Here is a 23,276-nt window from a genome sequence, read left to right as displayed (position 1 = left end):
TTACGCTTCCTCCATTTTTGTTATAGCTTCATGTACTGATTGAATGGTCTTAATTGCCTGTTTAAGGTCGTCTTCAGATAAGCCTGTATCTTCAATAATCTGATCTTGTACCTTATCAACTCGAGCACTGATGTTGTCATACAATAACTGACCTTCTTTTGAGAAAGTTAACAACTTCTCTCTTTTATCAATTCCAGGTTCAATTGAAAGTAATGATTTTTCAGAAAGTACTTTTAAAATCTTACGTGTCGTTGGTTTCTCAATTGCACGGCGTTTTGATATTTGTACTAAAGTAGTAGGCGCATTGTAAGCTATATCTTTAAATACCAACCATTGAGCAGGATAAAGATCAAATTCTTCAAATATAGGTTGAAACAATTTGGTGTAAGGTCTATAAATCGCAGTAAGGGTATTAAATATAAGATTATTTTCCATAATAGTCTCCTTAAATAGTTAGCTTTGCTAACTTAATTTGCAACATACTTATTTTATTCCTTTTTAATTAAAAAATCAATAGTGGTGATGTAAAAAATACTGTTTAAAGAAAATGTTATGGAGCTAAGTAAATTATTCCGTAGCGTTAGTTAAGACAAGTAAAGAGGTATACAATTTGTTAAGATATAGTCAAAGCTAAAATAAGGGAGATACGTAATGCAATCTTTAAAATTAGATCATATGATTCATTATATTCATCAATTAGATAACTTTAAATATCCAGGGCATTTGTTTGAATTACATCAAGGTGGGCGCCATGAAAGGTTGGGAACTTATAACAGGTTAGCCTATTTAAATAATGCATATATAGAGTTATTAGACGTTTATAAACCCGATGTATTATTAAAAATAATAAAAACAGATGAAGGACGTGTATCATTCCCTTCAAAAATAGTACAAGATAATTATAGTCAAGGTATAAAAACATTAGCGTTTCGTACGCAAGATATTCATCAATTGAAAAAAGATTTGGAAACGAGAAATATAGAGGTCATTGGGCCTATAGATATGCATAGGGAAAACGTGAAAGGTGATAAAACATCTTGGAAATTGCTATATATTGCAGATCCAGATTATAGAGTAAAACCACCATTTTTTATACAGTGGGATGTAGCTGAAGAAGTGAGAAATGAAAAAATCGAACCGCTGCAACAAAAAGAATTTACAATTAAAACAATTAATATATACAGCACAGAACGAGAGCATACTGTAAAAAAATGGGAATATTGGTTTGATATGGATAAAATAAGTGAAACTAAAACGTATACTGCATTAAAATTAAAAAATGATGATGTCGTTTACCACATTTATGATGGTGAACATTCAGGGTATAAATCAGTCACATTACGAGATGATAAAACTTCATCATCTTATACTTTAATTATTCGAGGAACAAGCTACCAGTTTGAAGCAAATTAATAAATATAAAGGTACGCGCTATGTGCAATAATGAAAATGTGTATCAAAGAAATAATAAGTGTTAAAATAGTTAAATACATGGCGAATTTATGTGTGCACAATAATAATAAGTATACGCATATAACAAGAGAGAACGCCGCTAAAATAACTCTTAAGCTTAAGTATGATATTGAAAGTGGTTCGATAAAAGCTTGAACTACAAAGATTAAATTAATAATCATTAATAATCCAATAATAAAAATACGCATGAAAACACCTCGTTTTTTCTTTTAATATCGTATAGCAATTGAATTGTTTATAAGTGAAATTATGAGCGAAGCATTGTATAATATCAAAGTATTGAATTGGTAAAGGAGACATCAATTGTATGGAAAAGATGAATATCACAAATCAAGCACATGATGCATTTGTTAAATCCCATCCACAGGGTGATTTATTACAATTAACACAGTGGGCAGAAACAAAAACACTAACTGGATGGTATTCAAAACGTATCGCAGTTGGAGAAGAGGGCGAAGTAATAGGCGTTGCTCAACTGTTATTCAAAAAGGTGCCTAAGTTACCATATACGTTATGCTATATCTCTAGAGGTTTTGTTACAGATTATAGTAATAAACTCGCATTAGAAACGCTTTTAGAGTACGCTATGCAAATTGCAAAAGAAGAAAAAGCATACGCTATTAAAATTGATCCAGATGTTGAAGTAGATAAAGGCGCTGACGCATTAACAAACCTAAAATCACTAGGATTTAAGCACAAAGGTTTCAAAGAAGGTTTATCTAAAGATTATATACAACCAAGAATGACTATGATTACACCAATTGAAAAGTCGGATGAAGAACTTATACAAAGTTTTGAAAGACGTAATCGTTCAAAAGTCAGATTAGCCTTAAAACGTGGTACGACTGTTGAGCGTTCTAATAGAGAGGGCTTAAAAATATTTGCTAACTTAATGCAAATTACAGGTGAACGTGACGGCTTTTTAACGCGTGATATTAGTTATTTCCAAAACATATATAATGCTATGAATCCAGATGGCGATGCAGAATTGTTCTTAGTTAAATTAGAGCCAAAGCCAGTACTTAAAGATTTAAGAGAAGACTTATTACAGCTTAAGCAAGAGAAAGTTAAATTAGCTGAAAAAAAACAAGATAAAAAAACACTGAATAAAATCAACGATGTAAATAATAAAATCGTTAAAACCCAAGAATTAATTGAGGATATGGAAAAATTAGAACTATCACACCCTGAAGGTATGTATTTGTCAGGCGCATTGTTAATGTTCGCAGGTAACAAATCATACTATCTATATGGTGCTTCTTCAAATGAATATCGTGATTTTCTACCAAACCACCATATGCAGTTCGCTATGATGCAATATGCTAGGGAACATGGTGCGACAACTTATGATTTTGGTGGTACTGATAACGATCCTGATAAAGACTCTGATCACTATGGCTTATGGACATTCAAAAAAGTTTGGGGAACATATTTAAGCGAAAAAATAGGTGAGTTTGACTATGTATTAAACAAACCACTTTATCAAATAATTGAAAATGTAAAACCAAAGCTTACTAAAACGAAAATTAAAATATCTCGTAAATTAAAACGCAAATAAAATCTAACGAAATAATTAAACATAGAAATGCACAGTATAAAGTTTTGATTTAAAATTTATACTGTGTTTTTATGAACTTTGACAGACAAACTGCTTACACAATCTTATAACATGTGTAAGCGGTTTTATTTATCGTTATATAGAAAAGGGGAGTATAAATCATTTATTTTTTAGAACTTATCTTGTTAGTTAACTAAAAATAATGCACTATGCAAAAAGAGTATTGAAATAGGCAACTACTTCAATACTCAATATTTAAATAATTAAAATAATACTAATGTTAAAATTGCGTATACCACAAATAATATGACAGTAATAATATTTAAGATTTGAACGGCTTTAGGATCTTTTTTACCGTTTTTGAAAGCTGTGATTTCTACATTACCAACGATAAGTAATAGTATGATGAATACCCACCAGTTTATTGCAAGGAACGATAATGTTGTAATTGCTACAACAAACAATAAGAGTAAAGCCATAATAATACGTAAAATGCGTGTAATAATTGTCGGCATTTTAAATATACTGATATAGCTTACTATAAGATATAATATTGGTAAAAAGATAAGATACAGTTGCATTGAATTACATCCTTTCTATGTATGCACTTAATCTTAGCATGTAAAAAATTGATTTACTAGGATGTTATTTACGTTTTTTTTGACTAATTTCTGAACGTACAGATGCAATTTCTTTTTCTATGTCTTCAAGTTGTCGTAATAATGGGTCAACTTGTTGATTGACGGATTCTCTTTTTTCAAGGTCACCTTGTAGTCTTACATAATCATATTTTAGTTCAGCTAATTTTTCTTTTAAATCCATTTTTGCACACTCCTTTTGTATGCGGTACTGACCACACTATATTAGTTTGAATTATAACATGAAATTGAAAGCTTCTAAAATAACCGAGTTATATGTTAAAGTATGAAAATGGAATGAAAACGAAATGATGAAATGAAAGAAGGTTTATTGTGACCCAACAATTTATCATAATTATTTTACTTATTGTATTAGGTTATGCACTTAAAAGAATTAATTACTTTAAGGCAAATGACAGCCAAGTCTTTGCAACATTAGTTCTAAACGTCACATTACCTTCGCTCGTGATAGTTAATTTAAACAAAGCGGATTTAGATTTATCACTTTCTATCTTACCTATAATGATGATTTTATATGGTGTAGTAACAAAAGTAATCATGGTATGGTTCTTTATGAAATATGATAATCAAGTGCGAGGAACAACTGGTATGATGATGGCTTCACTTAATATAGGCTTATTTGCTTATCCACTTGTAGAAGCAATATGGCCAAATACTGGAATGATTTATTTTGGTATGGCGGATATTGGTGGCGCCATTATTATGTTTGGGGTAACTTACTTTGTAGGAAGCTATTTTAGTAGTGCAGGTGATAGCTTTGACTTTAAATATTTAGGGAAAAATCTTCTTAAATCAGTGCCTTTAATGACATACATCAGCATGTTCATTTTAAATATGCTCAATATTCATTTTCCAGCCCCAGTCATTGATTTCTTCTCTGTATTATCAAGCGCTAATATGCCATTATCAATGATTTTGATAGGGTTAATGTTGAATTTTAGTATAGATAAACGATTTTTACCAATTGCGATGAAGTACATTTTATTACATTACGGTTTAGGTATTATCGCCGGGTTACTCGTATATTTCTTTTTACCAGTCGATGACCAAATGGTAAAAACAACACTACAAGTTGCATGGTTATTACCAGTAGGTGTGGCAATAATACCTTATGCGATTCAATTTAAATATAAGACATTACCACTAGTCGGTATGGTCACCAATTTAACTATTGTTATTAGTATAATTATATTATACATTTATCAAGCTTTATTTGTATAAATGAAAGCACTCCTGTTATTTACAGGAGTGCTTAGAACATAGACGAATCAAGTGCTATAAAAGCATTTGGTTTGTTTTTTTTATAGGTGTTTTCCCTGAGATAATGTTTGTTTTCATATGAGTTCAATCTATGAATATGATGAATGACTGATCACTAAATTAAATGTTAGTTTAACCTTTACCGCCCATAAATGAAGGGTAATTTGTCATGCCGCCATCGACATATATTGTTGTGCCATGGATATAATCCGCTAAGTCAGATGCTAAAAATCTTGCGACGTTAGCAACTTGACCAGCTTCGCCAATTATCTTAGATGGAATCATTTTTAATGTTTCTTCACGTGTTGTTGGATCAGAGAATTTTTCTTTCGTGTGTTCAGTAACGATAGCTCCTGGAGAAATATTATTAATACGAATACCATATTGTGCGTATTCCATCGACATTGTTTCCATCATTAATTTTAATCCGCCTTTACTCGCTGCGTAGTTTACATAGTTTGGCCATGGGATTTTATCATGAACACTAGAGGTGTTGATAATCACACCTTTTTTATCTTCTTTTAAAAATTGATTTACCGCTGTTTTTGAACCTATAAATGCACCAGTCAAATTGACATCAATGACTTTTTGCCATTCTTTTAAAGGCATTTCGTGTGTAGGTATCGGTTTTTCAAAACCAGCGTTATTAATTAAAATATCGAGTGTACCAAATTGATCTACAGCAGATTGAATTAAGCGTTCTACATCATCTTCTTTTGATATATCAGCTTGTACCTTGATTGCCTTGCCGCCTGCATCTTCAATTAATTGAATAGTTTGAGTCACAGCTTCTAGATGGCTTTTTGAGCGATAATTTATAACGACATTAGCTTTTTCCTCACCAAACTGTTCTGCTATAGCTTTTCCAATACCGCTACCAGCACCTGTAATAACTACAACTTTACCTTCTAAGTCTTTAAACATAATGTATGACGCCTCCTTAATAGTAATTGTATAAAACAAAAAGTCTAAGACAAATGATGAAAGATGATGATTATTAATCATCTAATATCTAATGAAAATTGTCTTTGTCTTAAACTTAATGTTGTTTATCTATTTGTAAAATAATATTAAAGGTTAATGTTAACCTTTAATATTTCCGAGTACAAAGGCAGCAATGACAATGAGAACAATACCAACCCATATGCCAGTCATTTGACGTTTGTCTTTACGCTCATTTAACAGGAAAATGCCGCCAAGTGTGGATACGATGACTAATAGTTGCGACAACGAAAAACTCGTTGCTACACCGACTTTTGGTTGTGAATAGAACATAAATAAATTACCTATTCCCCAAATAACACCTGGAATTAAATTCCATGCAGTACTTTTTATTGATGTTTCGTGTTTAGCTGATAGTATTAAGCCACCAATCGCCATACCTATAGATTGGAAGAAAAGGGCATTCATTCCATCTACACCGAAGATTTGAGCTATTACTACATATACGACGTAACCAACAGTAGAAATTAGTAAGATAGGCATTGCTTTACCAAAGTTTTTCGTATTTTCTGATGCTTCATTTTTGCCTTTAATAGACGTCATAGCAATACCAATAACGAGTAATACCATAGCGAGTATACCTAATACTACTTGAGTACCAGTACTCCATTCTCCTAAAAATACAGCACTAAACAATGTTGTACCTACTAATTGTAACCCAGTAGAGATAGGCATTGTTTTAGACACCCCAATTAAACTAACTGATTTCAATTGGTAGCCTTGACCAAGCGCCCAAAAAGCACCTGAAATTAAGCCGACAATAATAATAGTGGGGTCACCAAATTCAGCATTGCCAGTTAATAATAAAATGATACCAATAATTAATGCACCAAATGTAGTACCTCTAATTTGGTTATAGGGACCACCACCAACAAGCACATTAATTAAAACAACGCTTCCCCAAAATAACGCGGGTAAAAGGGCAATTAATATATCCATACTTTAAATTCACTCACTCTCTATTTATATAAAACTTTTCTTTCAAAAACTATCTGAAATTGCCCTTGTATGGTATTTTAAAGCAAAATATTAATATAGTAAAAAATATTAGATTATACGCAAAATTATTTTGTGTCATTGTGAAATAGGATGGTTAACTGTTTTGAGCATAAAAAAAGAATAATTAAAATAAGCTTAAAGTTTGAATGGATTACAAACTTTAAGCTTATAAAGGTATAGAGATGCATTAAATATGAGCAGCGACGTATTTAAATTTTTTATATTCATAATTAATATTAAAGCCTAGCTCGTTAAAACGTTCAACAAGTGTCGTGTTTTTACTACGTATTTTGAAAAAAACTTTTTCTATATCGTGATTAGTAAACGCGATGTGTATGGCGTGTGATAGTAAATCAAATGCTATACCTTTAAGTCTATAATCAGAGTGCGAAGAAAAATATTTAATTTCTGCCTTATGACTATTTTCAAATATTTGAAGATAGAGATAACCTTTCAGTAGTCCCTCAGACATAAACATAAATAGGCGATGATGCTCATCTAGTGATTCAACAATTTCATTGGCAGTCATTACACCATGTTTAAATGTGTGCTCGTGCAATTTACTAAATAAACGATAGTAAGCTGGCTGATACTCTGTGATGTTTTGTGCGTGCTCAATTTCACCAATATCTTGTGATGCTACTAAATAATAATCTGTAAAGCTGTAAGAAGATTGAATAGTTTTCATAAAATCTAAATAACTTTGTTCTGTTTCTTCAAAAGAAAAGTTAAAACTCGTAGACTCAGATTTACTCTGTGCTAATGTTTCAAATAAGTTTTGAAAGGCTGAAATTGATGGTGTAACTGATTTGTTTACGAAAGGACCAAGAACTTTATATTTATTTTGCTCAAATTGAAAGGCTGACATTAACATGATGATTTGATCTTGATCATCCATAAGTGCATAGACGCCAGGTTCTTCGATGAGTTGTTTTATATTAGATGTAATATCTTTATGTGCTGGTGGTAATTTGTATAAATAAGAAGCTGAACGATAATCTGCGTTAATTATAAACTGTTCTATCTGGTCATAATCGCTTAATTTGATAGTTTTCATAAAATACCTCCGTCTGTAAACTATTAAGTTAATTATAGGAACTTTTTGATAAAAATGGAAGTTTTGATGTGCTATATACATGTTACAATAAATATTATATTGAATTTGAAAGGGCGAAATTATGAAATCACTAATTATAGCTGAAAAACCTTCAGTAGGTAGAGACATTGCAAATACTTTGAATGTTAATGAAAAGCGCAATGGCTATTTTGAAAATAATAAATATATAGTTACCTGGGCGTTGGGTCATTTAGTAACGAATGCAACGCCAGAGCAGTATGATAATAATTATAAAGAATGGAAACTTGATGTTTTACCTATTATACCAAATAAAATGAAAACTGTTGTTATAAGTAAGACAAGAAAACAATTTTCAACAGTTCAATCTTTAATTAAGAACAATAATGTTAAAGACATCATCATCGCAACAGATGCTGGTAGAGAGGGTGAACTAGTAGCGCGATTAATATTAGATAAAGCACACAATCATAAACCAATTAAACGTTTGTGGATTAGTTCTGTAACAAATAAAGCAATTAAAGATGGTTTTAACAAACTACAAGATGGTCGCAAATATGATAATTTATATCATGCTGCATTAGCACGTAGTGAAGCAGATTGGATTGTTGGCATCAATGCTACTCGAGCCTTGACAACTAAATATGACGCTCAATTGTCACTCGGGCGTGTGCAAACACCAACAATACAATTAGTACAAATGAGACAAAATGAGATTAATCAATTCAAACCCCAAACTTATTTTACGATGAAATTGAATGCAGGTGGCCTTAACTTTCAATGTATTAAACCTCAGTCACACCCAGATAAAACTGTTTTTGAAGGTATCAAAAAGGAAATTGATGGACAAGTAGCAACGATTGAAACAATAACTAAAAGTCATAAAAAATCATATCCACAGCAATTGTTTAGCCTAACCGACTTACAACAAGAAGCTTATAAACGTTATCACTTAGGACCTAAAGAGACTTTAAATACATTACAAGCATTGTATGAAAGACATAAAATTGTGACGTATCCTCGTACAGATTCAAACTATCTAACTGATGACATGGTAGATACGCTCAAAGATCGTTTACAAGCAATTATGGCTACCACTTTAAAAGACATTGCAAAAGGGCAAATGTCACAATCGTTTTCTGCTAAGCAAAGATTTGTAAATAATAGTAAGGTATCAGATCATCATGCTATCATACCAACAGAAGTACGACCTGATATGAACCAATTAAGCCAACGAGAATCAAAAATATATATGATGATCGCTCAAAGGTACTTAGAAAATCTAATGCCACCGCATGAATACGAAGCAGTTTCTATAGAATTAAGTGTTGGTGGATATAAATTTACGTTTAAAGATAAAATTACTACTAAATTAGGTTTTAAAGCAGTCTATGATACACAAGAAAAAGCAAATGAACAAATTGCTCAAATGCAAAAAGGTGCAACACTTAAAATCAGTCGTGTGAACATAGAACAACATGAAACAACACCTCCTGCATATTTCAATGAAGGAACTTTACTCAAAGCGATGGAAAGCCCTCAAAAATTCTTTGCGTTAGATGATAAAAAACATAATGATACATTAAAAGAAACGGGCGGTATTGGGACTGTAGCAACAAGAGCGGATATCATAGAAAAATTATTTAATATGAATGCGATTGAAGCACGTGATGGCAAAATAAAAGTAACTTCTAAAGGAAAGCAAATTTTAGAATTAGCACCAAAAAAACTAACTTCTCCGTTATTAACAGCAGAATGGGAAGAAAAACTTTCACTCATTGAACAAGGCAAATATGATGTGAAGCAATTTATATCAGAGATGAAACAGTTTACTAACGACGTTGTATCTGAAATTAAGGAAAGTGAACAAAGCTATAAACATGACAATTTAACTACTACTGAATGTCCAACTTGCGGTAAATTTATGATTAAAGTTAAAACGAAAAATGGACAAATGCTAGTTTGTCAAGATCCTACGTGTAAAACGAAAAAGAACGTTCAAAGAAAAACTAACGCCCGCTGTCCTAATTGCCATAAAAAAATGACATTATTCGGAAGAGGGAAGGATGCCGTTTATCGCTGTGTTTGTGGTCATACTGAAAGTCAGGCTCAAATGGATAAACGACATAAAAATAAAAAGTCAGATAAAATAAATAAAAAAGATATGAAAAAATATATGAATAAAGATGAGGATATAGAAAACAACCCATTCCAAGATGCATTAAAAGGCCTTAAGTTCTAAAATAATCGAACAAATGAAATATATAATTTGACAAAGTTCGTGTTTACTATTGTAAAATAGTTGAATTGATATTAAAATATGAAAGTATTTTAAAAAAAGGAGAACTAACTGTGAAAAAGTATTTCAAGTTTGATAAACATGGAACAAGCTATAAGAAAGAGATACTTGGTGGGCTAACGACTTTCTTATCTATGGCATACATTTTAGCTGTTAACCCTCAAGTACTTAGTTTAGCAGGCGTTGATGGCGTGTCTGACGATATGAAAATGGATCAAGGTGCTATTTTCGTTGCCACAGCACTTGCAGCATTTGTTGGCTCACTATTTATGGGGCTAATTGCACGATACCCAATTGCTTTAGCACCTGGTATGGGTTTAAATGCATTCTTTGCGTTTACTGTTGTATTAACTATGGGCATTCCATGGCAAGTCGGATTAACTGGAGTACTATTTTCTGGTTTAGTATTTGCAGTCCTCACTATGACGGGGCTACGGGAAATAATCATAAACGCAATCCCCTTTCAGATGAAAATGGCAGTATCCGCAGGGATTGGGTTATTTATCACATTTGTAGGGTTACAAAGTTCAGGTATTATTGTTGCCAATGATTCTACGTTAGTTACATTAGGGCAACTGACTGACGGCCCTGTACTCTTAACAATATTTGGTATTATCATCACTGTTATACTTTATGCAGTTAGAGTGCCAGGAGCAATATTTATTGGTATGATGCTTACATCTATTCTTGGTATGATTACTGGTCTTATACACACGCCAAGTGGCATAGTAGGTCAAGTGCCAAGTATTGAACCCACTTTCGGCGCAGCTTTTGAAGCGTTTAAAGATCCATCGCAATTATTTACTGTTCAATTTCTAATTGTTATCCTAACATTCTTATTCATAGATTTCTTTGACACAGCAGGAACTTTAGTAGCAGTAGCTAGTCAAGCTGGTATGATGAAAGATAATAAACTTCCAAGAGCAGGACGTGCACTTTTCTCAGATTCATTAGCGACTATCGTAGGTTCGATTTTTGGTACCACAACAACGACTACGTATATTGAATCGACATCAGGTGTTGCTGTCGGAGCTAGGACAGGATTTGCAAGTGTAGTAACAGGTTTTTGCTTCTTATTAGCGATATTCTTTAGTCCGCTTATGGAAGTAGTGACGAGTGCAGTTACTACGCCTGCATTAGTTGTAGTTGGTGTCTTAATGTCTTCAAACTTTGCAGAAATAGATTGGAAGAAATTTGAAGTTGCAGTGCCAGCGTTTGTCACGATAATTATGATGCCTTTATCATATTCAATTGCGACAGGTATTGCTTGTGGATTCATATTCTATCCAATTACAATGTTAATTTCTAAAAGACATAAAGAAGTACATCCTATTATGTATGCTTTAATGGTATTATTTATTCTCTATTTCGTGTTTGTTCACGGATAAATCAAAAGCACATTGTTGAACGTCAAAGCGACGCAACAATGTGCTTTTATATTTATAAATAATTAACTAAGAATTGTTTATAAATTGTATGGAATATTGTGCATCAAATACATATTATACAAGAAGTGAAAACAAGTTTCTTCATTAAAAGGCAATTTTAGAAAAGATAATAAGATTTAAGCTTAAAATAAAGAATCGAATTATCAGATTGTTATGATTTACCAAATAAAGAATCATATAACATACACTCGATGAAAATAGTTAATCCAAACTAACAGATCTTATAAAACAATTAAAAAAGAAAGTATAATTACTTATGAGTTTCTTTATATTCTGTATATACTACTTTTGCATTTTTGTTAGCTACATACAGAGGAGTAGAAAAAAGTACGAATATAAAGAAAAGCATTAAAAAGAATAAAATCCAATGCACTACCATACCGACGAAAGGTAAAAATGCAATGAATGAACCAATAACACCTAATAAAGGAATAATCATCATAGGTTTAATTGAGTTTTGCTTATCTACTATAAGTATAATCATAGTTACAAGGTATAACAGCGCGTTGATAAGCAATGGCTGCCAACCAAAACTAAGAATAATGCTACCGCCAAGAAATGGAATACCATAAACAAACTCTCCTATAAGGAGTACAAAGCTCAAAATTATAAGTGTAGTACGAATACCGCTTTTCATATCATGTCACCACCTAATATCTATCATTATAAAACAAAACAATAGATTTCTATAATAATAAGTAATGATGAATTCTAGCGATTTAAAAAGAATTTCAAAAAGATTTTAAAAAAGGTTGAAGTGATTAGAGTATTCAAGTACAATAACAAAGTATGTGTTAGACAAAAAGTATAAAAACTTTTGCAGAAAAGCTTGATTAATCACTGCTTTTCATGTAACATATCTAATGTTGGACTTTAAGAACACGCGATGAAGCGAAAGGTTACTGACACACCCGGCCGCTTTGCCATGGCGCTGTGTGAGATAGTTTTCGTGGAGAAGTCTATCACTTAAATGTAGACGAATAAGGAGGGAAAATTATGGCAAAACAAAAAATCAGAATCAGATTAAAAGCTTATGATCACCGCGTAATCGATCAATCAGCAGAAAAAATTGTTGAAACAGCAAAACGTTCTGGTGCAGATGTATCTGGACCAATTCCGTTACCTACTGAAAGATCAGTTTATACTGTAATTCGTGCCGTGCATAAGTACAAAGATTCACGTGAACAGTTCGAACAACGTACACATAAGCGTTTAATCGATATTGTTAACCCTACACCAAAAACAGTTGATGCTCTTATGGGCTTGAACTTACCATCTGGCGTAGACATCGAAATCAAATTATAATAGAAAATTTTAGGAGGTGGACTTTCGATGACCAAAGGAATCTTAGGAAGAAAAATCGGGATGACACAAGTTTTCGGAGAAAACGGTGATTTAATCCCAGTAACAGTAGTAGAAGCAAGCCAAAACGTTGTATTACAAAAGAAATCTGAAGAGATTGATGGTTACAACGCAATACAAGTAGGCTACGAAGATAAACGAGCTTACAAAAAAGGTAGTAAAACTAGCAAATATGCTAACAAACCAGCTGAGGGCCATGCTAAAAAAGCAGGCGCAGCACCTAAGCGCTTCATTCGTGAATTCAAAAACGTTAATGTTGATGAATACGAAGTAGGTCAAGAAGTCTCAGTTAATACATTTGAAGCTGGAGACGTAATTGATGTAACGGGCGTATCTAAAGGTAAAGGTTTCCAAGGTGCCATTAAACGTCATAATCAAGCACGTGGTCCAATGTCACATGGTTCTCATTTCCATAGATCACCTGGTTCAATAGGTATGGCATCAGATGCTTCAAAAGTCTTTAAAGGACAAAAAATGCCTGGACGTATGGGTGGAGACACAGTAACAGTACAAAACTTAGAAGTAGTTCAAGTTGATACTGAAAACAATGTAATTTTAGTTAAAGGTAATGTACCTGGACCTAAAAAAGGTTTCTTAGAAATCTCTTCATCAATTAAAGGTAATAAATAATATAGAATGAAAGGAGGATATGCATAATGGCAAATTATGATGTATTAAAAGTAGATGGAACTAAATCAGGTTCAGTTGATTTAAACGATGCAGTATTTGCAATCGAACCAAACAATAGTGTTCTTTTTGAAGCAATTAATTTACAACGTGCTTCATTACGCCAAGGTACACACGCTGTTAAGAACCGTTCAGCAGTACGAGGCGGCGGAGCTAAACCATGGAGACAAAAAGGTACAGGACGTGCGCGTCAAGGTACAATCCGTGCTCCACAATGGCGTGGTGGTGGTATCGTATTCGGACCAACACCAAGAAGCTACTCATACAAAATGCCTAAGAAAATGCGTCGTTTAGCATTACGCTCAGCATTATCTTATAAAGTACAAGAAAAAGGTTTAACTGTTGTTGACACATTAAACTTAGAAGCTCCAAAAACTAAAGAGTTCAAAACTGTACTTTCAAATTTAGAACAACCTAAAAAAGTATTAGTAGTTACTGAATCAGAAGATGTAAACGTAGCATTATCTGCTCGTAACATTCCTGGTGTACAAGTTACTACAGCTCAAGGTTTAAATGTTTTAGATATCACAAGCGCTGACAGTGTATTAATTACAGAATCAGCTGCTAAAAAAGTTGAGGAGGTGCTAGGATAATGGAAGCAAGAGACGTTCTTAAGCGCCCCGTAATCACTGAAAAATCATCTGTCGCTATGGCAGAAGACAAATACACATTCGACGTTGATACTCGTGCTAATAAAACACAAGTAAAAATCGCTGTTGAAGAAATCTTTGATGTAAAAGTTGCTAATGTAAACATCATCAACTACAAACCAAAGAAAAAACGTATGGGCCGTTACCAAGGCTATACAAACAAAAGACGCGTAGCAATTGTAAAATTAAAAGAAGGATCAATCGATCTATTCAACTAAAACATTACCAATAAGGAGGTAAACGACAATGGCTCTAAAAAAATATAAGCCAATTACTAATGGTCGTCGTAATATGACTGGTTATGATTTCTCAGAAATCACTGAAACAACTCCAGAAAAATCATTATTACAACCGCTACCGAAAAGAGCGGGACGAAATAACCAAGGTAAATTGACAGTTCGCCATCGCGGTGGAGGACATAAACGTCAATACCGTGTTATTGATTTCAAACGTAATAAAGACGGCATCAACGCTAAAGTTGATTCAATTCAATATGATCCAAACCGTTCAGCAAACATTGCATTATTAGTTTATGCTGATGGAGAAAAACGCTATATCATCGCTCCAAAAAACCTTAAAGTAGGTCAAGTATTGGAAAACGGTGAAAATGCAGATATCAAATTAGGTAATGCATTACCATTAATTAATATTCCAGTAGGTACAGTAGTACACAATATCGAGTTGAAACCTGGTAAAGGTGGACAAATCGCTCGTTCAGCTGGTGCTAGTGCACAAGTACTTGGTAAAGAAGGTAAATATGTTTTAATCAGATTAAGATCTGGTGAAGTACGTATGATTCTTTCAACTTGCCGTGCTACTATTGGTCAAGTTGGTAACATCCAACATGAACTTGTTAACATTGGTAAAGCAGGACGTTCTAGATGGAAAGGCAAACGCCCAACAGTTCGTGGTTCTGTAATGAACCCTAACGATCACCCACACGGTGGTGGTGAAGGACGTGCACCTATCGGTATGCCATCTCCAATGTCACCTTGGGGTAAACCTACGCTTGGTAAGAAAACTCGTCGTGGTAAAAAATCTTCAGACAAACTTATCGTTCGTGGACGTAAGAAGAAAAAATAAAAATGACTTATTTGCGTGTGCGGCATGATTGCTGCACGCTCACAATAAGAAGGGAGGCGCCACTATGGCTCGTAGTATTAAAAAAGGACCTTTTGCTGACGATCATCTAAAGAAAAAAGTTGAGGCTCAAAGCGGAAGCGAGAAAAAACAAGTAATCAAAACTTGGTCACGTCGTTCAACTATTTTCCCTGATTTTATCGGACATACATTCGCAGTATATGATGGACGTAAACACGTACCTGTATTCGTAACTGAAGATATGGTTGGTCATAAATTAGGAGAATTCGCACCAACACGTACTTTTAAAGGTCATGCAGCAGATGACAAAAAAACTAGAAGATAACTTCTAACAAGTAGAGGAGGAAATTCGAATGGAAGCAAAAGCGGTTGCTAAAACAATAAGAATCGCACCTCGTAAAGTTAGATTAGTATTAGATCTAATTAGAGGCAAGAGCGCTGGCGAAGCTATAGCGATTTTAAAATTAAAAAACAAAGCTTCATCACCAGTAGTTGAAAAATTATTAATGTCCGCTTTAGCAAATGCTGAACATAACTATGACATGAACACTGATGAATTAATAGTTAAAGAAGCTTATGCTAATGAAGGACCAACATTAAAACGTTTCCGTCCACGTGCACAAGGCCGTGCAAGTGCGATCAATAAACGTACAAGCCACATTACAATCGTCGTAAGTGACGGTAAAGAAGAAGCTAAAGAAGCTTAATAATCTTTTAAGGAGGGAACACTGTGGGTCAAAAAATTAATCCAATAGGACTTCGTGTTGGTATTATCCGTGATTGGGAAGCTAAATGGTATGCAGAAAAAGACTTCGCATCATTATTACACGAAGATTTAAAAATCCGTAAGTTTATTGATAACGCATTAAAAGAAGCATCAGTTTCTCAAGTTGAAATTGAGCGTGCTGCTAACCGTATCAACATCGCTATTCATACTGGTAAACCTGGTATGGTAATCGGTAAAGGCGGTTCAGAAATTGAAAAATTACGTAATAAATTGAACTCATTAACAAGCAAAAAAGTACACATCAATGTTATAGAAATCAAGAAAATTGATTTAGATGCTAAACTTGTTGCTGAAAATATTGCAGTACAATTAGAAAATCGTGCATCGTTCCGTCGTGTACAAAAACAAGCTATTACAAGAGCTATGAAAAATGGTGCTAAAGGTATCAAAACACAAGTTTCAGGTCGTTTAGGCGGAGCTGACATCGCTCGTATTGAGCAATATTCAGAAGGAACTGTTCCACTTCATACACTACGTGCTGACATTAGTTACGCACATGCAGAAGCTGACACTACTTACGGTAAATTAGGTGTCAAAGTATGGATTTATCGTGGAGAAGTTCTTCCTACTACTAAGAACTCTAGTGAAGGAGGAAAATAATAATGTTACTACCAAAACGTGTAAAATATCGTCGTCAACATCGTCCTAAAACAACTGGTCGTTCTAAAGGCGGTAACTATGTAACATTTGGTGAGTATGGTTTACAAGCAACTACAACTTCTTGGATCACATCTCGTCAAATCGAATCAGCTCGTATTGCAATGACACGTTTCATGAAGCGTGGCGGGAAAGTTTGGATTAAAATCTTCCCACATACACCTTACACTAAAAAACCTTTAGAAGTACGTATGGGTGCTGGTAAAGGTGCGGTTGAAGGCTGGATTGCAGTAGCAAAACCAGGTAGAATTTTATTTGAAATCGCAGGCGTTGACGAAGAAGTTGCGCGCGAAGCATTACGTTTAGCTAGTCACAAACTTCCAGTGAAAACTAAGTTTGTAAAACGTGAAGAATTGGGTGGTGAAACAAATGAAAGCTAAGGAAATTAGAGACTTAACCACTTCAGAAATCGAAGAACAAATTAAATCTTCAAAAGAAGAGCTTTTTAACCTACGCTTTCAGTTAGCAACAGGTCAATTAGAAGAAACTGCACGTATTCGCACGGTAAGAAAAACGATTGCGCGTCTAAAAACTGTTGTTCGTGAAAGAGAAATAGAACAAGGTAAAGCTAATCAATAATTTAATTTAAAGAGGAGGTTACTATAGTGAGTGAAAGAAATGATCGTAAAGTTTATGTAGGTAGAGTCGTTTCCGATAAAATGGATAAAACTGTAACTGTACTTGTTGAAACATACAAAATGCACAAATTATATGGTAAACGAGTAAAATACTCTAAAAAATACAAAACTCATGATGAAAACAACTCAGCTAAATTAGGGGACACAGTTAAAATACAAGAAACACGTCCTTTATCAGCAACTAAACGTTTCCGTTTGGTAGAAATTGTTGAAGAATCAGTTATTATTTAATAAATAGTGAAGATAAAGGAGGTTTAACTCATGATCCAACAAGAAACACGATTAAAAGTAGCAGATAATTCTGGTGCACGTGAAGTTCTTACAATTAAGGTATTAGGTGGATCTGGTCGTAAAACAGCGAATATTGGTGACGTTATCGTAGTAAGTATTAAAAATGCTACACCAGGTGGCGTTGTCAAAAAAGGTGAAGTTGTTAAAGCTGTTATCGTACGTACTAAATCAGGCGTACGTCGTAACGATGGTTCATATATCAAATTTGATGAAAATGCATGTGTCATTATTCGTGACGACAAAGGCCCACGCGGTACTCGTATCTTTGGACCAGTTGCACGCGAATTACGTGAAGGCAACTTCATGAAAATTGTATCATTAGCTCCAGAAGTACTTTAATAATACATTTATAAATATATAAATTTAAGGAGGTGCCACACATGCATATCAAAAAAGGTGACAACGTAAAAGTTATCGCAGGTAAAGACAAAGGTAAAGAAGGTAAAGTTGTTGCAACTGAACCTAAAAAAGACCGTGTCGTTGTGGAAGGTGTCAATACAATCAAAAAGCACCAAAAACCAACTCAATTTAATCCTGAAGGTGGAATCTTAGAAACAGAGGCAGCAATCCATGTTTCTAACGTACAATTATTAGATCCTAAAACGAATGAACCAACACGCGTTGGTTATAAATTCGAAGATGACAAAAAAGTTCGTATCGCTAAAAAATCAGGCGAAGAAATCAAAACTAATAATTAATAACTAATTGAAAGGAGGACCCACTGTGAACCGTTTAAAAGAAAAATTCAACTCTGAAGTTGCTCAAAACTTAGTGAAACATTTTAACTATAGTTCAGTAATGGAAGTGCCGCAAATTGATAAAATCGTAGTAAATATGGGTGTCGGTGACGCTGTACAAAATACTAAAGTATTAGATGATGCTGTAGAGGAATTACAAGCTATCACTGGTCAAAAACCATTAATCACTAAAGCTAAAAAATCTGTTGCAACATTCCGTTTACGTGAAGGTATGCCAATTGGTGCTAAAACAACTTTACGTGGCGAAAGAATGTATGACTTTTTAGATAAATTAATTTCTGTATCACTACCTCGTGTACGTGATTTCCGTGGTGTATCAAAATCTGCATTCGATGGCAGAGGTAACTACACTTTAGGCGTTAAAGAACAATTAATTTTCCCTGAAATCGACTATGACCGAGTAAGTAAAATACGAGGAATGGATATCGTTATCGTAACAACTGCTAACACTGACGAGGAAGCTCGTGAATTGTTAACACAATTCGGTATGCCATTTCAAAAATAATCTCTAAAGGAGGCTAATTAAGTGGCTAAAACTTCAATGGTTGCTAAGCAACAAAGAAAACAAAAATTCCAAGTACGTGAATATACTCGTTGTGAACGCTGTGGTCGTCCACATTCCGTATATCGTAAATTTAAATTATGCCGTATTTGTTTCCGTGAATTAGCTTATAAAGGCCAAATCCCTGGCGTTCGTAAAGCTAGCTGGTAATATAAAAAGTCTGAAAGGAGGCAACAATCAATGACAATCAACGATCCAATTGCAGATATGCTAACTCGTGTAAGAAACGCCAACATGGTGCGTCACGATAAATTAGAATTACCTGCTTCAAACATTAAAAAAGAAATTGCTGAAATTTTAAAAAGTGAAGGTTTCATTAAAAACGTAGAATTTGTTGAAGATGATAAACAAGGGGTTATCCGTTTATTCCTTAAATATGGTCAAAACAATGAACGTGTTATCACTGGATTAAAACGTATTTCTAAACCGGGTTTACGTGTTTATGCTAAAGCTAACGAAGTACCTAAAGTACTTAACGGTCTTGGCATTGCATTAGTTTCTACTTCAGAAGGTGTTATCACTGATAAAGAAGCAAGAAAACGTAATATCGGTGGAGAAATCCTAGGTTACGTTTGGTAATAATAAATAACAAGGAGGTGCGATAACATGAGTCGTGTTGGTAAAAAAATTATTGACATCCCTAGTGACGTAACAGTAACTATTGAAGGCAATACAGTAACTGTTAAAGGTCCTAAAGGTGAATTGTTTAAAACTATGGATGAAAGAATGACATATAAACAAGATGAAAGTACTTTAGAAGTTGTGAGACCATCTGATTCAAAAGATGATAAAACAGTACATGGTACAACTCGTACTTTAATTAATAATATGATCATCGGTGTTAAAGAAGGATACCAAAAAACATTAGAACTAGTAGGTGTAGGTTACCGTGCTCAAATGCAAGGTGAAGACTTAATCCTTAATGTTGGTTATTCACACCCAGTTGAAATTAAAGCTGATAATGGTGTTAGTTTCGCTGTTGAAAAAAATACTAAAGTTACAGTAACTGGTATTTCTAAAGAAGCAGTTGGCGCTATCGCTTCAAACATTCGTTCAACAAGACCACCAGAACCGTATAAAGGTAAAGGAATTCGCTATCAAGGAGAATTCGTTCGCCGTAAAGAAGGTAAAACTGGTAAATAATAAATAACTTTCAGAAGAAAGGAGTAATAAAATGATCAGTAAAATTGATAAAAACCAAGTGCGTTTGAAAAGACATGCTCGTGTCCGTAATAAATTGTCAGGCACAGCTGAAAAACCACGTTTAAACATCTATCGTTCAAACAAACATATTTACGCACAAGTTATCGATGATGTTAATGGCAAAACATTAGCACAAGCATCAACACAAGAAAAAGACTTAGCAAATGAAACAGGTTCAAAAGTTGAACTTTCAGCTAAAGTCGGCGAAACTGTAGCTAAAAGAGCTAGCGATAAAGGTATTAAAACAATTGTTTTTGACCGTGGAGGATATTTATACCATGGCCGTGTTAAAGCCTTAGCAGATGCAGCTCGTGAAAATGGATTAGAATTTTAATTTGAAGGAGGGACATTTACATGGCTCGTAGAGAAGAAGTGAAAGAATTTGAAGAACGCGTTGTTACAATTAACCGTGTTGCTAAAGTTGTAAAAGGTGGTCGTCGTTTCCGTTTCACTGCTTTAGTAGTGGTTGGAGATAAAAACGGTCGCGTTGGATTCGGTACTGGTAAAGCACAAGAAGTGCCAGAAGCAATCAAAAAAGCAGTAGAAGCAGCTAAGAAAGACTTAGTAGTTGTTCCACGTGTTGAAGGTACAACACCTCACATTATTAATGGCCGTTTCAGTTCAGGTAATGTTTTAATGAAACCAGCTGCACCAGGTACTGGTGTTATTGCAGGTGGCCCTGTTCGTGCGGTATTAGAATTAGCTGGTATTACTGATATCTTAAGTAAATCTTTAGGATCAAATACACCAATCAACATGGTTCGTGCAACAATTAATGGATTAAAAAACCTTAAAAATGCTGAAGAAGTTGCGAAATTACGCGGTAAATCAGTAGAAGAATTATACAATTAAGGAGGGAAAATAAGTTATGGCTAAAGTACAAATTACCCTCACTCGTAGTGTTATAGGTCGTCCAGAAACACAACGTAAAACTGTTGAAGCTCTAGGTTTGAAAAAAACGAACTCTTCAGTAGTTGTTGAAGATAACCCTGCTATTCGTGGGCAAATCAACAAAGTAAGTCACTTAGTGACAGTAGAAGAAAAATAATTAAGGAGGTGCCGAAATGAAATTACATGAGCTAAAACCGTCAGAAGGTTCTCGTAAAGTACGTAACCGTGTTGGACGTGGTGCAGCTACTGGTAACGGTAAAACTAGTGGTCGTGGACAAAAAGGTCAAAAATCACGTTCAGGTGGTAGTGTAAGACCAGGTTTCGAAGGTGGTCAATTACCATTATTCCGTCGTTTACCAAAACGAGGTTTTACTAACATTAACCGTAAGGAATATGCTATTGTTAACTTAGACCAACTTAATAAATTTGAGGATGGTACTGAAGTAACTCCTGCTTTATTAGTAGAATCTGGTGTAGTTAAGAACGAAAAATCTGGTATTAAAGTACTAGGTAAAGGTTCATTAGACAAAAAGTTAACTGTGAAAGCTAACAAATTCTCTGCGTCTGCAGTAGATGCTATTGATGCAAAAGGCGGAGCACACGAGGTGATCTAATGTTTGAAACGCTTGTGAGCTTCTTTAAAACTAAAGAAGTTCGTAACAAGATCTTTTTTACTCTCGCAATGTTAGTTATTTTTAAGATAGGTACTTATATTCCAGCACCTGGTGTAAATCCAGCTGCTTTTGACAGTAGACAAGGTTCTCAAGGTGTCACTGATTTGTTAAATACATTTGGTGGCGGAGCCTTGCAGAATTTCTCAATCTTTGCCATGGGTATAATGCCTTACATTACTGCATCAATTGTGATGCAGCTATTACAAATGGATATTGTTCCGAAGTTTTCTGAGTGGGCAAAACAAGGTGATGCAGGTAGAAAAAAACTTACCAACATAACACGTTATTTTGCTATTGTACTCGCATTTATCCAATCAATTGGTATGGCGTTCCAATTTAATAACTATCTAAAGGGTCAATTGATCATTGATCAATCAATCCTTAGTTATTTATTAATTGCTGTTGTATTAACAGCAGGTACAGCATTCTTAATTTGGATGGGTGACCAAATCACTCAATTCGGTGTTGGTAATGGTATTTCAATTATCATCTTTGGTGGTATTTTATCATCACTACCTTCATCATTAATTCAGTTCTATCAACAGTCATTCGTAGGTCAAGATGATACTACAATGTCATGGTTAAAAGTACTAGGATTAGTTATAGGAATGATATTATTAACAGTCGGTGCAATATTTGTATTACAAGCTATTCGTAAAATTCCAATTCAATATGCGAAGAAGCAATCAACACAACGATTAGGTTCACAAGCAACATATTTACCTTTGAAAGTTAACTCTGCTGGGGTTATCCCGGTTATCTTTTCAATGGCATTCTTCTTGTTACCTAGAACATTAACATTGTTCTTCCCTGACGCTAGTTGGTCGCAGAAGATTTCAGACGTGGCAAATCCATCGAGTAATATCGGTATGATTGTTTATGTGGTGCTTATCATTGCATTCACATACTTCTATGCATTTGTTCAAGTCAATCCTGGAAAGATGTCAGATAATCTCAAGAAACAAGGAAGTTATGTTCCGGGTATTAGACCTGGTGAACAAACAAAAAAATATATTACTGGAGTACTCTATCGTTTAACATTTGTAGGATCAATATTCTTAGCTGTAATTGCGATTATGCCAATCATTGCTACTAAAGTAATGAGTTTACCTCAATCTATTCAGCTTGGTGGTACTAGTCTACTCATCGTAATTGGTGTAGCAATTGAAACAATGAAGAGTCTTGAAGCTCAAGTGACTCAGAAAGATTATAGAGGCTTTGGTGGTAGATAAATTGTAGGAG

At 34.1% G+C, this 23,276-nt stretch carries 34 protein-coding genes; 27 read left to right on the top strand and 7 right to left on the bottom strand.

Translation table 11 applies throughout. The features are described from left to right. Entirely contained in the window at positions 1 to 435 is a 435-nt protein-coding gene (locus ACA31_RS09990; RefSeq protein ID WP_057513176.1) for a MarR family winged helix-turn-helix transcriptional regulator, read from the bottom strand. A gap of 216 nt (positions 436 to 651) precedes the next feature. Between ACA31_RS09990 and ACA31_RS09985 the strand changes: the two genes are divergently transcribed. Beyond that, complete coding sequence (locus ACA31_RS09985; protein WP_057513175.1) at positions 652 to 1,413, top strand: VOC family protein; 762 nt, start codon at positions 652 to 654, stop codon at positions 1,411 to 1,413. 367 nt (positions 1,414 to 1,780) lie between these two features. Continuing rightward, the gene (locus ACA31_RS09975; protein ID WP_057513173.1) at positions 1,781 to 3,031 is read left to right on the top strand and encodes a lipid II:glycine glycyltransferase FemX; all 1,251 of its coding nucleotides are present in this window, start codon (positions 1,781 to 1,783) and stop codon (positions 3,029 to 3,031) included. 263 nt (positions 3,032 to 3,294) lie between these two features. Here the strand turns inward: ACA31_RS09975 and mspA are convergent, their stop codons facing one another. Beyond that, complete coding sequence (gene mspA / locus ACA31_RS09970) at positions 3,295 to 3,612, bottom strand: membrane stabilizing protein MspA (protein ID WP_057513172.1); 318 nt, start codon at positions 3,610 to 3,612, stop codon at positions 3,295 to 3,297. A 64-nt stretch (positions 3,613 to 3,676) separates the two neighbouring features. Then, the gene (locus ACA31_RS13375) at positions 3,677 to 3,853 is read right to left on the bottom strand and encodes an SE1832 family protein (RefSeq protein ID WP_172793172.1); all 177 of its coding nucleotides are present in this window, start codon (positions 3,851 to 3,853) and stop codon (positions 3,677 to 3,679) included. A 149-nt stretch (positions 3,854 to 4,002) separates the two neighbouring features. Here ACA31_RS13375 and ACA31_RS09965 point away from each other — a divergent pair, with 149 nt between their 5' ends. Further along, on the top strand, positions 4,003 to 4,911 hold the full coding sequence (locus ACA31_RS09965; RefSeq protein ID WP_057513171.1) for an AEC family transporter: 909 nt from the start codon (positions 4,003 to 4,005) through the stop codon (positions 4,909 to 4,911). Between the two features lie 171 nt (positions 4,912 to 5,082). On the opposite strand, the gene ACA31_RS09960 is transcribed toward ACA31_RS09965, so the two are convergent. The 3 genes from ACA31_RS09960 to ACA31_RS09950 all read right to left on the bottom strand — a co-directional run bounded on the left by ACA31_RS09960 (position 5,083) and on the right by ACA31_RS09950 (position 8,008). Continuing rightward, positions 5,083 to 5,874, bottom strand: coding sequence for a glucose 1-dehydrogenase (locus ACA31_RS09960; protein WP_057513170.1), 792 nt, complete (start codon positions 5,872 to 5,874; stop codon positions 5,083 to 5,085). 159 nt (positions 5,875 to 6,033) lie between these two features. Next, entirely contained in the window at positions 6,034 to 6,891 is an 858-nt protein-coding gene (locus tag ACA31_RS09955) for a RhaT/GlcU family sugar-proton symporter (protein ID WP_057513169.1), read from the bottom strand. Positions 6,892 to 7,138: 247 nt separating this feature from the next. Next, on the bottom strand, positions 7,139 to 8,008 hold the full coding sequence (locus ACA31_RS09950) for a GNAT family N-acetyltransferase (RefSeq protein WP_057513168.1): 870 nt from the start codon (positions 8,006 to 8,008) through the stop codon (positions 7,139 to 7,141). Between the two features lie 121 nt (positions 8,009 to 8,129). Between ACA31_RS09950 and ACA31_RS09945 the strand changes: the two genes are divergently transcribed. Together ACA31_RS09945 and ACA31_RS09940 are read left to right on the top strand one after the other, a co-directional pair. Further along, positions 8,130 to 10,268 carry a DNA topoisomerase III gene (locus ACA31_RS09945; RefSeq protein ID WP_057513167.1) on the top strand — a complete coding sequence of 713 codons (2,139 nt, stop codon included), beginning with the start codon at positions 8,130 to 8,132 and terminating at the stop codon, positions 10,266 to 10,268. A 110-nt stretch (positions 10,269 to 10,378) separates the two neighbouring features. Continuing rightward, a complete protein-coding gene (locus ACA31_RS09940) occupies positions 10,379 to 11,713 on the top strand; it encodes an NCS2 family permease (protein ID WP_057513166.1) in 1,335 nt (444 codons plus the stop codon). Between the two features lie 310 nt (positions 11,714 to 12,023). Here the strand turns inward: ACA31_RS09940 and ACA31_RS09935 are convergent, their stop codons facing one another. Continuing rightward, positions 12,024 to 12,410: a hypothetical protein gene (locus ACA31_RS09935; RefSeq protein ID WP_057513165.1), complete on the bottom strand. Its 387-nt coding sequence runs from the start codon at positions 12,408 to 12,410 to the stop codon at positions 12,024 to 12,026. Positions 12,411 to 12,769: 359 nt separating this feature from the next. Between ACA31_RS09935 and rpsJ the strand changes: the two genes are divergently transcribed. The 22 genes from rpsJ to secY all read left to right on the top strand — a co-directional run bounded on the left by rpsJ (position 12,770) and on the right by secY (position 23,266). Beyond that, positions 12,770 to 13,078, top strand: a complete 309-nt coding sequence (gene rpsJ, locus ACA31_RS09930) for a 30S ribosomal protein S10 (protein WP_002482611.1) — start codon at positions 12,770 to 12,772, stop codon at positions 13,076 to 13,078. A gap of 27 nt (positions 13,079 to 13,105) precedes the next feature. Beyond that, positions 13,106 to 13,765, top strand: a complete 660-nt coding sequence (gene rplC, locus ACA31_RS09925; protein ID WP_057513164.1) for a 50S ribosomal protein L3 — start codon at positions 13,106 to 13,108, stop codon at positions 13,763 to 13,765. A gap of 26 nt (positions 13,766 to 13,791) precedes the next feature. Next, the gene (rplD, locus tag ACA31_RS09920) at positions 13,792 to 14,415 is read left to right on the top strand and encodes a 50S ribosomal protein L4 (RefSeq protein ID WP_057513163.1); all 624 of its coding nucleotides are present in this window, start codon (positions 13,792 to 13,794) and stop codon (positions 14,413 to 14,415) included. Beyond that, on the top strand, positions 14,415 to 14,690 hold the full coding sequence (rplW, locus tag ACA31_RS09915) for a 50S ribosomal protein L23 (RefSeq protein WP_002506966.1): 276 nt from the start codon (positions 14,415 to 14,417) through the stop codon (positions 14,688 to 14,690). The genes rplD and rplW overlap by 1 nt, the downstream gene beginning before the upstream one ends. A gap of 28 nt (positions 14,691 to 14,718) precedes the next feature. Continuing rightward, a complete protein-coding gene (rplB, locus tag ACA31_RS09910) occupies positions 14,719 to 15,555 on the top strand; it encodes a 50S ribosomal protein L2 (RefSeq protein WP_057513162.1) in 837 nt (278 codons plus the stop codon). 64 nt (positions 15,556 to 15,619) lie between these two features. Then, positions 15,620 to 15,898 (top strand): 30S ribosomal protein S19, encoded by a 279-nt coding sequence (rpsS, locus tag ACA31_RS09905; RefSeq protein WP_002482616.1) that lies wholly within the window; start codon positions 15,620 to 15,622, stop codon positions 15,896 to 15,898. A gap of 28 nt (positions 15,899 to 15,926) precedes the next feature. After that, the gene (rplV, locus tag ACA31_RS09900; protein WP_002482617.1) at positions 15,927 to 16,280 is read left to right on the top strand and encodes a 50S ribosomal protein L22; all 354 of its coding nucleotides are present in this window, start codon (positions 15,927 to 15,929) and stop codon (positions 16,278 to 16,280) included. 23 nt (positions 16,281 to 16,303) lie between these two features. Continuing rightward, a complete protein-coding gene (gene rpsC, locus ACA31_RS09895) occupies positions 16,304 to 16,960 on the top strand; it encodes a 30S ribosomal protein S3 (RefSeq protein WP_057513161.1) in 657 nt (218 codons plus the stop codon). Between the two features lie 2 nt (positions 16,961 to 16,962). Beyond that, complete coding sequence (gene rplP, locus ACA31_RS09890; RefSeq protein WP_021338400.1) at positions 16,963 to 17,397, top strand: 50S ribosomal protein L16; 435 nt, start codon at positions 16,963 to 16,965, stop codon at positions 17,395 to 17,397. Continuing rightward, complete coding sequence (rpmC, locus tag ACA31_RS09885; protein ID WP_002506970.1) at positions 17,387 to 17,596, top strand: 50S ribosomal protein L29; 210 nt, start codon at positions 17,387 to 17,389, stop codon at positions 17,594 to 17,596. Before rplP ends, rpmC begins: the two co-directional genes overlap by 11 nt. A 26-nt stretch (positions 17,597 to 17,622) precedes the next feature. Next, the gene (gene rpsQ / locus ACA31_RS09880; RefSeq protein WP_002506971.1) at positions 17,623 to 17,886 is read left to right on the top strand and encodes a 30S ribosomal protein S17; all 264 of its coding nucleotides are present in this window, start codon (positions 17,623 to 17,625) and stop codon (positions 17,884 to 17,886) included. Between the two features lie 30 nt (positions 17,887 to 17,916). Then, on the top strand, positions 17,917 to 18,285 hold the full coding sequence (gene rplN, locus ACA31_RS09875; RefSeq protein WP_057513160.1) for a 50S ribosomal protein L14: 369 nt from the start codon (positions 17,917 to 17,919) through the stop codon (positions 18,283 to 18,285). Between the two features lie 41 nt (positions 18,286 to 18,326). Then, complete coding sequence (gene rplX, locus ACA31_RS09870; RefSeq protein WP_057513159.1) at positions 18,327 to 18,644, top strand: 50S ribosomal protein L24; 318 nt, start codon at positions 18,327 to 18,329, stop codon at positions 18,642 to 18,644. Positions 18,645 to 18,669: 25 nt separating this feature from the next. Beyond that, positions 18,670 to 19,209 (top strand): 50S ribosomal protein L5, encoded by a 540-nt coding sequence (rplE, locus tag ACA31_RS09865; protein WP_057513158.1) that lies wholly within the window; start codon positions 18,670 to 18,672, stop codon positions 19,207 to 19,209. Positions 19,210 to 19,230: 21 nt separating this feature from the next. Continuing rightward, positions 19,231 to 19,416 (top strand): type Z 30S ribosomal protein S14, encoded by a 186-nt coding sequence (locus tag ACA31_RS09860; protein ID WP_057513157.1) that lies wholly within the window; start codon positions 19,231 to 19,233, stop codon positions 19,414 to 19,416. A gap of 30 nt (positions 19,417 to 19,446) precedes the next feature. Further along, entirely contained in the window at positions 19,447 to 19,845 is a 399-nt protein-coding gene (rpsH, locus tag ACA31_RS09855) for a 30S ribosomal protein S8 (protein ID WP_002506975.1), read from the top strand. Between the two features lie 27 nt (positions 19,846 to 19,872). Next, complete coding sequence (gene rplF, locus ACA31_RS09850) at positions 19,873 to 20,409, top strand: 50S ribosomal protein L6 (protein ID WP_057513156.1); 537 nt, start codon at positions 19,873 to 19,875, stop codon at positions 20,407 to 20,409. Between the two features lie 31 nt (positions 20,410 to 20,440). Continuing rightward, a complete protein-coding gene (gene rplR, locus ACA31_RS09845) occupies positions 20,441 to 20,803 on the top strand; it encodes a 50S ribosomal protein L18 (protein ID WP_002506977.1) in 363 nt (120 codons plus the stop codon). A gap of 20 nt (positions 20,804 to 20,823) precedes the next feature. Next, a complete protein-coding gene (gene rpsE / locus ACA31_RS09840) occupies positions 20,824 to 21,321 on the top strand; it encodes a 30S ribosomal protein S5 (RefSeq protein WP_002506978.1) in 498 nt (165 codons plus the stop codon). A 16-nt stretch (positions 21,322 to 21,337) separates the two neighbouring features. Then, positions 21,338 to 21,517 carry a 50S ribosomal protein L30 gene (rpmD, locus tag ACA31_RS09835; protein WP_057513155.1) on the top strand — a complete coding sequence of 60 codons (180 nt, stop codon included), beginning with the start codon at positions 21,338 to 21,340 and terminating at the stop codon, positions 21,515 to 21,517. Between the two features lie 16 nt (positions 21,518 to 21,533). Next, on the top strand, positions 21,534 to 21,974 hold the full coding sequence (gene rplO / locus ACA31_RS09830) for a 50S ribosomal protein L15 (protein ID WP_046465814.1): 441 nt from the start codon (positions 21,534 to 21,536) through the stop codon (positions 21,972 to 21,974). Further along, positions 21,974 to 23,266, top strand: a complete 1,293-nt coding sequence (secY, locus tag ACA31_RS09825; protein WP_057513154.1) for a preprotein translocase subunit SecY — start codon at positions 21,974 to 21,976, stop codon at positions 23,264 to 23,266. The genes rplO and secY overlap by 1 nt, the downstream gene beginning before the upstream one ends. Positions 23,267 to 23,276 lie beyond the last annotated feature (10 nt).

Source organism: Staphylococcus sp. NAM3COL9, from assembly GCF_001431205.1.
Lineage (GTDB): Bacteria > Bacillota > Bacilli > Staphylococcales > Staphylococcaceae > Staphylococcus.
Note: the sequence above shows the minus strand (reverse complement) of the source record. Positions and strands in the feature narration are given on the sequence as shown.